This window comes from Streptomyces sp. NPDC002784 (assembly GCF_053592135.1).
Genome location: NZ_JBSFVD010000021.1, coordinates 114,249 through 127,191 on the forward strand (window position 1 = coordinate 114,249; position 12,943 = coordinate 127,191).

Annotated in this window: 9 protein-coding genes; 1 reads left to right on the top strand and 8 read right to left on the bottom strand. The window is 71.0% G+C overall.

Annotated features, from left to right (window positions below; translation table 11 throughout):
• Positions 1–90: 90 nt before the first annotated feature.
• Positions 91–2,130 (top strand): hypothetical protein, encoded by a 2,040-nt coding sequence (locus ACWD1Z_RS29290; protein ID WP_451122637.1) that lies wholly within the window; start codon positions 91–93, stop codon positions 2,128–2,130.
• Here the strand turns inward: ACWD1Z_RS29290 and ACWD1Z_RS29295 are convergent.
• From ACWD1Z_RS29295 to rplU, 8 genes are all read right to left on the bottom strand, one after another.
• Complete coding sequence (locus ACWD1Z_RS29295; RefSeq protein ID WP_451122616.1) at positions 2,124–3,338, bottom strand: glycosyltransferase family 2 protein; 1,215 nt, start codon at positions 3,336–3,338, stop codon at positions 2,124–2,126. The genes ACWD1Z_RS29290 and ACWD1Z_RS29295 overlap by 7 nt on opposite strands.
• A 197-nt stretch (positions 3,339–3,535) precedes the next feature.
• Positions 3,536–5,584, bottom strand: a complete 2,049-nt coding sequence (locus ACWD1Z_RS29300; RefSeq protein ID WP_451122618.1) for a hypothetical protein — start codon at positions 5,582–5,584, stop codon at positions 3,536–3,538.
• Positions 5,585–5,703: 119 nt separating this feature from the next.
• Positions 5,704–7,203 carry a D-ribitol-5-phosphate cytidylyltransferase gene (locus ACWD1Z_RS29305; protein WP_451122620.1) on the bottom strand — a complete coding sequence of 500 codons (1,500 nt, stop codon included), beginning with the start codon at positions 7,201–7,203 and terminating at the stop codon, positions 5,704–5,706.
• A 189-nt stretch (positions 7,204–7,392) separates the two neighbouring features.
• On the bottom strand, positions 7,393–8,583 hold the full coding sequence (locus ACWD1Z_RS29310) for a hypothetical protein (protein WP_451122622.1): 1,191 nt from the start codon (positions 8,581–8,583) through the stop codon (positions 7,393–7,395).
• Between the two features lie 79 nt (positions 8,584–8,662).
• The gene (locus ACWD1Z_RS29315; protein WP_451122624.1) at positions 8,663–10,213 is read right to left on the bottom strand and encodes an alkaline phosphatase D family protein; all 1,551 of its coding nucleotides are present in this window, start codon (positions 10,211–10,213) and stop codon (positions 8,663–8,665) included.
• A 279-nt stretch (positions 10,214–10,492) separates the two neighbouring features.
• On the bottom strand, positions 10,493–11,935 hold the full coding sequence (gene obgE, locus ACWD1Z_RS29320; RefSeq protein WP_451122626.1) for a GTPase ObgE: 1,443 nt from the start codon (positions 11,933–11,935) through the stop codon (positions 10,493–10,495).
• A gap of 106 nt (positions 11,936–12,041) precedes the next feature.
• Positions 12,042–12,296 (bottom strand): 50S ribosomal protein L27, encoded by a 255-nt coding sequence (gene rpmA, locus ACWD1Z_RS29325; protein WP_389416050.1) that lies wholly within the window; start codon positions 12,294–12,296, stop codon positions 12,042–12,044.
• 14 nt (positions 12,297–12,310) lie between these two features.
• Complete coding sequence (gene rplU, locus ACWD1Z_RS29330; RefSeq protein ID WP_007381993.1) at positions 12,311–12,631, bottom strand: 50S ribosomal protein L21; 321 nt, start codon at positions 12,629–12,631, stop codon at positions 12,311–12,313.
• Positions 12,632–12,943: the final 312 nt, after the last annotated feature.

A 12,943-nucleotide genomic window follows, 5' to 3' on the forward strand; every position in this document is an offset into this window, starting at 1 on the left:
TCCAAGGCCTTTCGGACACCTGCGTGTCGTCCGGAGGCAGGCGCGCGTTAACCCAAACGCACGTCCTGCGCCGACCTTGGAGTGACCGCAGTGCCCCTGTCCTTCCCCCGCCCGCCCCGCCTCCGGATCCCGGTGCGGGCGCTGGTGGCGGCCCTTCTGGCGGGCGCGTTCTGCGTCCAGGCCGTGGCCGCCCTGCGCCCGCACGTCCCGTCGCTGATCGCCGCGACCGTGCTCTCCCTGGGCGTGGAGGGCGTCCTGTACCGCTGGCAGCGCGGGATGCTGTCGGTGTTCGCCAAGTCGCACCTGGACATCACCGTCCGCCATGTGCTGCGGGACCTGCTGCTGGTGGTGGGCCTGCTGCTGCTCGGCGGCCAGGACCGGGAGTCGGGGTACGCCCCGCTCGTGGCCGGTCTGCTCGCCTTCTACGCCCTGCACTGCATGATCCAGGCGGTCTCGGTCCTGGTCCGGCGCACCCGCACGCTGCCGGTGGTGACCCGGAACATCGACGCCTCCGCGCTGCGCCCGTCCCCCGCCCCACCGGTCCTGCTGCGCCGCCCCGGCCCCCGGCTGCTGGCCTTCGGCCTGCCCGCGACCGCCGGCCTGCTCGCCACGGCCGCCACCGCCGACCGCCGCTGGGCCGCCCTCGGTATCGCGCTCTCCCTCGGCCTCGCCGTGCTGGGCCTGTGCGACCTTGTACTGCGGCTGCTGCCGAGCCGCCGCCCGGCGAACGAGCAGCAGACCCTGGAGTGGCTGGACGCCTGGCTGGCGGAGTACCGCCCCACCGTCGGCCTGTACTTCTCCGGCGGCCCCTCCTCGGCGTACCAGGCGAACATGTGGCTGGAGCCGCTCGCCGAGCTGGAGGGCCGGCCGCTGATCGTGCTGCGCGAGCGGTTCATGGTCCAGAAGCTCGCGGCGACCGACGTCCCGGTCCTCTGCCTGCCGAAGGTGTCCACGCTGATGCGCCTGGAGCAGTCCACGCTGCAGGTCCTCATCCACCCGTCGAACTCCGGCAAGACCTCCCAGGTAGTGCGCATCCCCACCATCAAGCACACCTTCGTCAACCACGGGGAGAGCGACAAGCTGTCCTCCTGCAACCCGTACGCGAAGGCCTACGACGAGGTGTGGGTCGCCGGACCCGCGGCCCGCGAGCGGTACGCGCTCGCCGAGGTCGGCGTCGAGGACAAGGACGTCGTGGAGATCGGCCGCCCCCAGCTGGACGCCGTACGCCCCTGCGCGGGCCCGCCGGCCGGGACGTACACGACCGTCCTGTACGCGCCGACCTGGGAGGGCTGGGACGGCAACCCCGGGAACACCTCGGTGATCGAGGCCGGGGAGAACATCGTCCGGGCGCTGCTGGCGGATCCGCGGGTGCGGCTGCTGTACAAGCCGCACCCGCTGACCGGTTCGGTCGATCCGCGGGCCGGGGCGGCCGATCTGCGGATCCGGGAACTGGTGCGGGCCGCGAACCGGGAGCGCTCGGGGGAACGGCCCGCCGAGGACGGGGAACTCGCCCGTCTCACGGCGGAGCTGGACCGGCTCACCCGCTGCGTCGCCCGGTCCGGCGCCGATCAGCTGGAGCGGATGGCGAGCCAGTCGGCACCGGAGGAGGGGCGCGCGGAGGCGGTGGCCCGGGTCACCGAGGCCTGGGACGCGGCCTACTGGGCGGCGCTGCCGGAGGGGGAGCACCAGGTCGTCACGGAGGCCCGGCCCGCGCTGTACTCCTGCTTCAACCAGGCGGACCTGCTGATCAGCGATGTGTCCAGCGTGATCAGTGACTTCCTGGCCAGCGAGAAGCCGTACGCGGTGGCCAACACCAGCGGGCTCTCGGCGGACGGGTTCCGCAAGGCGTTCCCGACCGTACGGGCGGCGACCGTGCTGACGCCGGACGCGTCCGGGGTGCCCGAGCTGCTGGCGGCGGTACGGGACCCCGAGAAGGACGAACTGGCCGGGGCGCGGGCCGAGTTGAAGCGGCATCTGCTGGGGCCCGCCGAGCCGCCCGCGCAGGAGCGGTTCAACACGGCTGTACAGGAGCTGTGTACGGCCGCTCGGGAGCACCGGGTGCGGATGGCCGAGCGGCTGGCGGCGGAGCTGCCCGGGCCCCGGCGGCAGGAGGTGCCCGCGCCTCAGTGACCGGCGGTCGCGGCCCGGCCGCCCGAGCGGAGCGTCCGGCGCAGCTTGCGCAGGGCGCGGCGCAGGAAGAGCCCGGGTCCGCCCTCGCGGTAGCCGGGGTGGGCGCGGGCCTCCCGGGGCTCGGCGAGATAGACCGCGTCGGGGAGGCCGGCCTCGGGGTCGCGGAAGTACGGGTAGGCGAGGTACAGGCGGCGGCCCCGCTTCTCCAGGAGGGCCGCCGGCTGCTGTCCGGTCTTGGTGAACCGCAGGACCTCCAGCAGGCGTTCGGTCTCCTGCCGGGCCACCAGATGCAGCCGCAGCCGTTCGTCGACCCTGAGGCGCCGGGCGATGTCCTCGTTCCAGTACGCGGCCATCAGCGGCGCGGCCAGCTCCAGCTTGTGCCGCCGGATCTTCGCGCTGTCCTTGAGGAACCTCGGGCCGAACTGCGGCAGCAGCGTCACCAGGAAGGGCCGGACCAGGAGCGCGTCGCGGCGCGGGCCCGGCGGGACCATGTCGGCGATCAGCTGCATCAGGGCGCGCGCGGAGTCGAAGCGCAGGGTGTAACTCCCGCCCTTGGTCACATGCTTGCCGTCCGCGCGGCCCACCAGGTAGTAGCAGGTGTAGTCGGCGAGCACGGAGACGCCGTCGGCCCGCAGATAGGCCTCCATGGTGAACAGCGCGTCCTCGCCGGTCCACAGGGACTCGTCGAAGCGCATGCCGTGCCGGGTGAGCAGTTCCCGGCGGAACAGTTTCTGCGCGCTCAGCGTGAACTTGATGTTGGAGGACCAGACGTCGGTGCGCTCCAGCGTGCTGCCCCACATCGACTGCGGGGGCTTGCGGTTGACGCCCTCGACCCGGCCGAGCACGACGTCCGTGCCGTTGCGGTCGGCCATGGCGACCATCCGCTCCAGGGCCTCGGGCCCGAGCCGGTCGTCGGCGTCGAGGAAGAAGACGTAGCGTCCGGTGGCCTTGCCGAGGCCGACGTTGCGCGGGGCGCTGGGGCCGCCGGAGTTGGCCTGCCGGATCACCGTGACCGGCATGGGGGCGCGGTCCGCGAACTCCTCCAGGCAGGCGCCCGTGCCGTCGGACGAGCCGTCGTCCACCGCGATGACCTCGACGCGTGCCGGGTCGAGGGTCTGCGCCTCGACGGACGCCAGGCATTCGACCAGGTACGGCATCGCCTCGTACGCCCCGATGACGACGCTCACATCAGGCTGCGTCACGGTCACGTGTTTCCCCCCAGTCGACGGAAGGTTTTCTCCCGTTTCTCCTTTTCGCTACCTAGTAGACGGTTCAAGTCGAGAAGCGGTTGCTCCGCGGCGAGCATTTCGTGACTCAGGTCACCGTACGTACCCGGTGGCAAAAGCGTTCGGCCCCCGAGGAGTTGAACTCCTCGGGGGCCGAAGGGGTCTCGGTGAACCGGCGGTCAGCCCGCCAGTTCCGCCTCCTCGGTCGCCGCGATCCGGGCCGCCTGGCCGAGGTTGCGGGTCTCGGCCTTCAGGGCGAGGTTCGCGACGGCGGTGTTGAACTGGTCGAGGGAGGTCGGCTCGTCCGGGCCGAGCAGATACCGCTTCAGCTCGCCGCGGTCCTCGGCCAGCGGGTCGGCGGCCGGGTCGCGGACCGCGTCCAGCAGACCGCCGAGCTCGGCGGCGCTGTTGGAGAGGATCACGGCGGCCCGCACCGCGGTGTTCTGCCGCTTGAACTCCTCCTCGCCCAGCTCCCCGGAGTCCGTCACCGCGTACGGCTTGCCGCTGGCGATGAAGTCGGAGACCACGCTGGAGATGTCGGAGACCATCGCGTCGGAGACGTTGAAGCAGTCGTACAGCCGCGGCTCGGCGCCGGTGATCACCCGGTGCTCATGGCTGCCGAAGGAGCGCCAGTACGCGTCGTTCCATGCCGCGCGCAGCCGGGCGACCTCCTCGTGCCGGGCCACGTCGACCAGGCTGTCCCGGGTGGCCTCGGCCTCGTCGCCGCGCTCCTTGCCGTTGCCGGCCAGCTCGGCGAGCCGGGCCTCGATCCGGGCCAGCTCGGCCTTGGCGGCGCTCTGGGCCGCGGTGTCGGCGGCGAAGCGGGCGTCGGCGGCGCGCTCGGCGCCGGCCTTCTCCACCAGGGCGGTGATCCGCTGGTGGGCGGCCTTGGCCTCGGCGCTGACCGTACCGGTGAACGGGTGCGGCTTGTACAGGACGCGGACCGGCGGATCGGCCTTGACCAGGCTCTTCACGATGTTCTCGCCGGCCAGCACGATCGAGGTGTTGCCGGGGTTGCCGTCCCAGCCCTCCCAGGTGGGGGCGTACAGCACGGTCGGCATCCGTCCCTCGGGCACCCCCTGCCAGGTCTGGATGGGCGCCAGCTGCGGGCGGCCGACCTCGACGATGTCGTCGTCCCGGACGCCGACGTCCGCTATGGCGTACCGGTCGCGGCCCGCGCGGCCCGCGGTCCACACCTCGTCGTAGACCTTGCTGAACGGGTTGACGCTGGCCAGCTTGTCGCTGTCGCCGTGGCCGATGAAGACGTGCTTCATGGTGGGCACGCGCAGCAGGTGGATGTTCTTGCCGACGTTCGCCGCGTACAGCGCGACCCGCACCGTGCTCAGGTCCAGGTTCATCAGGTGCACCCCTCCGGGCACGCAGATGACCGGGACCGTGGTGGGCGCCAGGTTCGCCAGGATGACCCGCTCGCGCAGGATGATCAGCGGCCGGGTGTCCAGCTGCTCCATCGTCTCCAGCCACATGTTGACCTGGTACGCGGACTCCTTGGAGCCGGAGAAGTACAGCACCGTCTCGGGCCGGTACTCGGCCAGCCAGTCGTCCATGGCGGCCAGTACGGCGTCCGCGTTCGGCGGGATCTTGCTGCCGCGGACGTACGGCACGAGCGCGAGGACGTAGAGGCAGCCGAGGAACACGGTGACGCCGATGCCGATGAACCCGGCCATGGCCTCGTCCAGGAACGCCGAGACCAGCACGCCGGCCATGGCGGCGAGGTCGAGGTGGAGCATCTTCTCGGCGGAGCGGTTCAGCAGACCGCGCGGCGGGGCGTCCGGGATGCGGATGCGGGAGGCCAGGTCGATGTTGCGGGTGGCGACCGGCATCCGGCGGCGGTTGCGGATCAGGGTGACCAGGGCGCCGTGCGGGGCCTGCAGGCCGTAGAAGGCGATGAAGCCCGCGACCGCGGCGTAGAAGACCAGGTTGTCCGAGAGATCGACCCGGGCCAGCAGCAGGATCAGCAGCAGCTGCCGGATCAGGAAGCGGATCGACAGGCCCGCGCGCACCTTGCTCAGGCGGTTGACCAGGTAGCTGCCCTTGCGGTGCAGATAGTGGTCCGCCAGGTACGTCACGGCCGCCGCAACCGTGAAGGCGGGAACGCTCGGGACGAGCGCGGCCACCATGAGGCAGGGGAAGCCCAGCATCACGAGGACCGCCGCGGCCAGCTCGGCCGCGCTGCCCACCCGGGCGACGCGTATAGCGGTGGAGATCACGGATAAACCTGCTCTGGGAGGGGTTGCCGGTCGGGAGGGCCAAGGACTCAGGCCCCTGTGAATTCTTCGTGAATGAAGAAACGCAGAGGCCTGAATTCCGTAAGGCTATTAACAGCTGATTATGCCACGCCGTCCTGACGGTCCAGCACACTGGCCAGCGCCGCCTCGAAGCCGGACGCCTGGCCCGCGGCGGCCGTCGGGTCCTGCTGGCGGACGTCGATGACATGACCGGTCAGCTCGGAGAGCAGCACGTCCAGCGAGGTGCGCGCGACCGCCTCGGAGGAGAGCAGGGAGCCGGCCGGCTCCTGGCCGAAGGCCTTGGTGCGCATCGGGGTGGCGGTGCGCTCGGGATTGATGCAGTTGACCCGGATGCTGTCGCCGGCCCACTCGTCGGAGAGCGCCTGGGTGAGGTTGACCATGGCGGCCTTGGTGGAGGAGTACAGGCTGTACTCGGCGCGGCCGCGGGTGTAGCTGCTGGAGGTGTACAGCAGCAGCTGGCCGCCGGTCTCCGCGAGGTACTTGTACGAGGAGCGGGCGATCTGCACCGGCGCGAGGTAGTTGACCTTCAGCGCCTCCTCGATGGTGGCGTTGTCGGTCTCGGCGAGCTTGCCGATGCGCAGCACCCCGGCGGTGTTCACCACGTAGTCGATGCGGCCGGTCTCGGCGTACGCCTTGGACAGCGCGTCGTCGACCTCCTCCGGGTTCTCCACGTGGGTGCCGGTGGTGGAGCGGCCGAGGGCGTAGACGTTGGCGCCGTAGGACTCGGCGAGCTCGGCGATGTCCTTGCCGATGCCGTAGGAGCCGCCGAAGACGACGATGGTCCGCCCGGTCAGCAGCTCGCGGTAGGCCTCCTCGGAGACCTGCTCGGGCGCGGCGGTGGAGGCCAGCTGGAACAGCTTGTCGGCGATGAAGACGTCGACGGGCTGGGTGACCTTCATGTTGTACTCGTCGCCCGCGACGACGTGGATCGGCACGTCGGGCAGGTAGCGCAGGACCACGGTGCAGTCGTCGGTGGCCTGGAAGTTCGGGTCGCCGGCCGCGACCTCGTAGGCGCGCTTGATCGTGGACAGCTTGAAGGCCTGCGGGGTCTGGCCGCGGCGCAGCCGGGAGCGGTCCGGGATCTCGGTGATGAACTCGCCGTCCTCGCCGTGGGTGCGGGTGACGATGATCGTGTCCGCGGACGGGATGGCGACGTCGACGGCCTGGTACCGCTCCAGGGCGGTGACGCAGTCGTCGATCACCCGCTGTGACAGCAGGGGGCGCACGGCGTCGTGGAAGAGGACGTTGCGGTCCTCGCCCTCGGCCAGGCCCTCACCGAGGGCGGCGATGGCCCGCTCGGTGGTCTCGTTGCGGGTGGCGCCACCCTCGATGATCTTCGTGACCTTCGTGAACCCGGCCTTGGCCACGATCTTCTCGATGTCGGGGACGTAGCCCGGCGCCATCAGCACGATGATGTCGTCGATCGAGTCGGCCTTCTCGAAGGTGGTCAGGGTGTGCTCGATGACTGCCTTGCCGGCGATCTTCAGCAGCTGCTTGGGGATCGAGAGACCCACACGCTGACCGGTACCACCGGCCAGGATCACTGCGGTGGTACGGGGCTTGGCTATGTGCTGGGACACAGGTGACCTACCTTGTGGCGACTGGGAACCTGGAAATGGTCCCACTTCCGGTAACCGCAGTGCAAGGTGAGCGACCTCCCCCGCATATGTGCGCGCAACCTGTCATTCACCTTGCACTCCTGGTGACAGTCGGAAAGCTTCCGTGGACGGTGCGGAATTGCCGCGCGTAGCTGTGAGTAACCGCACAGCTCAGCGGCGGCGCAGCCGCTTCAGGGCGCGATGTCCGAGTACCCGCACGAGTTCCTTGGACGCCGTCCGGTGGACCGTCCGTGCCTGCGCGGGCAGCCCGTTCAGCAGGGGCGCCCCGGCGGCCGCCGCGAGAGCCCCGTACAGTGCCTGCGCGGCCACCTCGGGCGACATGCGCGGCTCGGCGTCGGTGCGCGCCGGGGGCTCGGGCACGGCGGAGAGGATCCCGGGGTCGCCCAGCACCCGCACGCCCGTCGCGCCGATCCGCAGCGCCATCTCGGCACCGATCCCGGCGGCGGCCTCGGCGGCCCACCGCGGGGTGCGGATCTTCACGTCGTCGGGGCCCGGTGCGCACGCGTTCTTCATATGCAGCACGGCGCCATATCGGATGAGCTGTGAATAAAGTTCCTCCGGCAGCTCATTTCCACGGAATTCCACATTAAGATTCCGCAGCATTTCGGACTCGGCGAGGGTGAGTGAGCGGTTCGCGGTGTCCGGAACCTCGTGGAGCAGATTCTCCGGCAGTCCGAGCAGCGCCTCGAAGGCGCGCATCAGGCCGCCGCGGTCCCGGTCGTCGACCACCACGACGGTGACCCGGTCCGCGCCGGTCACCCGTACCCACCGCTCGACCAGCCGGTCGTGCCGGTGCCGGCGCCAGAAACTGGGGTTGGGCTTCTCGTACGGCGGCTTCCTCAGCATGTGCCGGAGCCAGTCCTCGTAGCCCATGCGCAGGCCGTTCTGCACGTACTGCTGCCACTGCGACGGCATGATCCTGACCAGCGGACGCAGCGTGACCAGGACGTGCACCCGGTCGCCGCCCAGTTCCCGGACGATCCGCTCGATCGTCGCGTCGTCGGGGGCGTCGGCGAAGAACTCGCTGCTGATCACCGAGGTGTGCCGGCCGGTGGCGGCGACCTGCTCCACCAGCGTCTCCCAGTGCCGCTCGCCGGGCTTGGCGTCGCCCATCATCCCGGGGCGGCCGCACACCGCGAGCGCCGCCGACATGGGGTGCCTGCTGGTGGCGGGGAAGTCGACCCCGTGCGCGGCCATCGCCTCCTTGGCCCCGAACAGGGCGCCCTGGATCGAGGTGGTCCCGGTCTTGTGCGGGCCGATGTGCAGCAGCCTCGTCCCGGCCGCCGGCGCAGTGGGCGCGCTGCCGGCCGGGACGTCATCTCTCGTACAGTCCGTCTCCATGGACAAGGGACGGTAGGAGGTGTTCCTGAGGGTTGGCTGAGAGCCCTGTGGGACAGAGCTGAGCGGCCCACGCGCCGGGTCAGACCAGCTCGACGCCCGGGCGGCCCGCCTCCACCCGCAGCTTGGCCAGCGTGCTCGGCACCGCCGTCGGCCGGCGGACCGTGTCCACCACCCTGACCTGGGCGTCGATGCCGTCGCGGCGGATGTCGAAGAGGTGGTAGCCGCGGTGGGCGTCCAGCAGCTTCCAGTGCGGGTTGTCCGCCCGGCGCGGGTCCCAGTCCCTGCGGAACGCGTCCTGGTCCTGGTCGCCGTTGCTGGAGATGGAGGTGCCGACGAACTCGGCGCCGACGACCGCGGAGGCCGGGTCCGCGAAGTCTTCCTTCAGATCGCTGATCATCGTCAGGTGGCGGTCCCCGGTGAGCACCACCGGGTTGCGCACGCTCCCGAACTCCTTGAGGAACAGGTTGCGTTCGGCCTGGTAGCCGTCCCAGGCGTCGTAGTACCACTGCTTGCCCTCGCCGACCAGCAGATCGGTCTCGGCCATCATGATCTGCGAGGCGATCAGGTTCCAGCGGGCGGGCGAGTCCCGCAGCCCGTCCAGCAGCCACTGCTTCTGCGCGGCGCCGAGCATGGTGCGCGAGGGGTCCGCCGCCCCGGCCTGGGTGGTGGCCTGGTCGCTGCGGTACTGACGGGTGTCGAGGACGTTGAGCCTGGCCAGCCGGCCGAACTCCAGGCGCCGGTGCATCCGGATGTGCGGCCCGTTCGGGACGGCCGCGGCGCGCACCGGCATGTGCTCGTAGTACGCCTGGTAGCCCGCGGTGAGCCGGGCCACGAACGCGTCGTGCGGCTGCTTCGCCGGGTCCTGCGGGATCTCGCCCGCGAAGTCGTTGTCCACCTCGTGGTCGTCGAAGGTCACCACGAAGGCGGCGCCCGCGTGCATCGCCGCGAGGTCGGGGTCGGAGCGGTACTGCGCGTAGCGGTTGCGGTACTGCTCCAGGGTGTACGGCTCTCCCGTGCCCTCGTGCCGGCGCAGGGCCGTGGCCGAGGGCACCGACTCGTAGATGTAGTCCCCGACGAACAGCACGACGTCGGGGTCCTGGGCCAGCATGTCGGCGTACGGCGTGAACCAGCCGTGCTGCCAGTTCTGGCAGGAGGCGAGCGCGAGGCGCAGGTCGCCGCCGGAGCTGCGGGGGTGGGGCGCGGTACGGGTGCGGCCGACGGGCGAGATGCGGCCGCCGGCGCGGAAGCGGTACCAGTAGCGGCGGCCCGGGCGCAGGCCCCGTACGTCCACGTGCACGCTGTGGCCGTACTCGGGCCGTGCCTGGGCGGTGCCGCGGCGCGCGACCTTGCGGAACCGCTCGTCCTCGGCGAGTTCCCACTGCACGGGCACGACGGCGTCGGGCATGCCCCCGCCGTTCAGCGGGTCGGGGGCCAGCCGGGTCCACAGCACGATGCCGTCGGGCAGCGGGTCGCCGGAGGCCACACCGAGGCTGAACACGCCCTCGGGCAGGGGGGTTTCGGCGGCGTGGGCGGTGGCGGGCAGCCACAGCTGGGCGGAGGCGGCGGCACCGAGCACGGCGGCACCGGCGGTCAGAAAGCGGCGGCGGTCGGGTGATCCTGCTGCGGTCATCGGCGAACTCCCCTGCGGCGCGGGCCCCTTGGACACCTGGAAGCTCACGCTTCCGGGCAGGCCACCCGCTGAACCTCAGGGTTCGCGTGCATGACAAATTGGCGAGCAACAGGAAGTCGCCCGCTGACCGACCGTCAGCGGGCGAGGGTGTAGCACCGGCTCGGCCGCTGCGTCGCCGTCGAAAACCTGCCTGACCGGCCGGGGCGTGGCCTGGGGCGCCCTACGACTCGCCGTACCGACGGTCGGTCGCCCTGCCGTACGCCCCGGCCTTCCCCGCGGTCAGCCCTCGAAGGGCTCGAAGTCGTCGTACTCCCGGTCGACGTCGTCCCGCTCGGCCTGCCGGTCCCTGCGGCGCTGGGCCGCCGGGCGCGGCGCCTCGAAGCGGTGGTCCTCACCGCGCCGGCCGAGCATCTCGGCACCGGCCATGACGGTCGGCTCCCAGTCGAAGACGACGGCGTTGTCCTCGGGACCGATGGCGACCCCGTCACCGGCCCGGGCGCCCGCCTTCATCAACTCCTCCTCGACACCGAGGCGGTTGAGCCGGTCGGCGAGGTAGCCGACGGCCTCGTCGTTGCTGAAGTCGGTCTGCCGCACCCAGCGCTCCGGCTTCTCGCCGCGCACCCGGAACAGCCCGTCCTCCTCGCGTACGACGGTGAAGCCCGCGTCGTCCACGGCCTTGGGCCGGATGACGATCCGCGTCGCCTCCTCCTTCGGCTTCGCGGCCCGCGCCCGGCCGACCATGTCGGCGAGCGCGAACGACAGCTCCTTCAGCCCCATGTGGGCGACCGCGGACACCTCGAAGACCCGGTAACCGCGCTTCTCCAGATCCGGCCGCACCATCTCGGCGAGGTCCTTGCCGTCCGGTACGTCGATCTTGTTCAGGACGACGATCCGCGGGCGGTTGTCGAGGCCGCCGTACTCGCGCAGTTCGGCCTCGATGATGTCCAGGTCGGAGACCGGGTCGCGGTCGGACTCCAGCGTCGCCGTGTCCAGCACGTGCACCAGCACGCTGCACCGCTCCACGTGCCGCAGGAACTCCAGGCCCAGGCCCTTGCCCTGGCTGGCGCCCGGGATGAGCCCCGGCACGTCGGCGATGGTGTAGACGGTCGAACCGGCGGTGACGACACCGAGGTTCGGCACCAGCGTGGTGAACGGGTAGTCGGCGATCTTCGGCTTGGCGGCGCTCAGCACCGAGATCAGGGAGGACTTCCCGGCGCTCGGGTAGCCCACCAGCGCCACGTCGGCGACGGTCTTCAGCTCCAGGACGATGTCCTGGAGGTCCCCGGGCACGCCGAGCAGCGCGAAGCCGGGCGCCTTGCGGCGGGCGGAGGCGAGCGCGGCGTTGCCGAGGCCGCCCCGGCCGCCCTGCGCGGCGACGAAGGAGGTGCCGTGGCCGACCAGGTCGGCGAGGACGTTGCCCGCCTTGTCCAGGACGACCGTGCCGTCCGGCACCGGCAGGATCAGGTCCTGGCCGTCCTTGCCGGAGCGGTTGCCGCCCTCACCGGGCTTGCCGTTGGTGGCCTTGCGGTGCGGGGAGTGGTGGTATTCGAGCAGCGTGGTCACGGACTGGTCGACGGTCAGGATGACATCGCCGCCCCGCCCGCCGTTCCCGCCGTCCGGTCCGCCGAGCGGCTTGAACTTCTCGCGGTGGACGGAGGCACAGCCGTGACCTCCGTTACCCGCGGCGACATGCAGTTCGACGCGGTCCACGAAGGTGGTCATGGTGGGTGCCTCCAGTTACTTACGGAAATGTCTTAGCTGTAACACGCGAAAGGCGGACCCGCCTTCCCACCAGGGAAGTGAGGTCCGCCTCGCGAAAAGCTTCCGATCAGGCGACCGGAACGATGTTCACGACCTTGCGGCCACGGTGGGTGCCGAACTGCACCGAACCGGCCTGCAGCGCGAACAGCGTGTCGTCGCCGCCACGGCCCACGCCGGAGCCCGGGTGGAAGTGGGTGCCGCGCTGACGGACCAGGATCTCGCCCGCGTTGACGACCTGACCGCCGTAACGCTTCACGCCGAGGCGCTGAGCGTTGGAGTCACGACCGTTACGGGTGGACGATGCGCCCTTCTTGTGTGCCATCTCTCCTCAGTCCCTTACTTCGCAGCCGCGGGGATCTCAGTGACCTTGATCGCCGTGTACTGCTGGCGGTGGCCCTGACGACGGCGGTAGCCGGTCTTGTTCTTGTAACGAAGGATGTCGATCTTGACGCCCTTGTGGTGGTCCACGACCTCGGCCTGGACCTTGATGCCGGCCAGCACCCACGGGTCGCTGGTCACAGCGTCGCCGTCGACAACGAGCAGGGTCGAGAGCTCGACCGTGTCGCCAACCTTGGCAGTGGAAATCTTGTCAACCTCAACGATGTCGCCGACAGCAACCTTGTGCTGGCGACCACCGCTGCGCACGATGGCGTACACGCGGGTCTCACTCTCTCGCTCGAGAAACGGCACCCCCGCAGTCCAGCCGCCCGACTGATCAGCGGACGGCCTCTCCCGGCCACGCGGACCAGGAGGAAAAGGTTTACGGGGATGTGGCGTGTCAGTGGACACGCCGACGGTCAAGGTTACGGGGCCACGGCCGAACGGGTCAAACCGGGCCGGGCCCCAGGGGTGGGGGGGGGGGGGGGGCCCGCCCCCCCCCCCCCCCGGGGGGGGGGGGGGGGGGGGGGGGCGGGGGGGGGGGGGGGGGGGGGGCGGCCGCCCCCCCGGCGGCTGGGTAGGGGGCCGGGA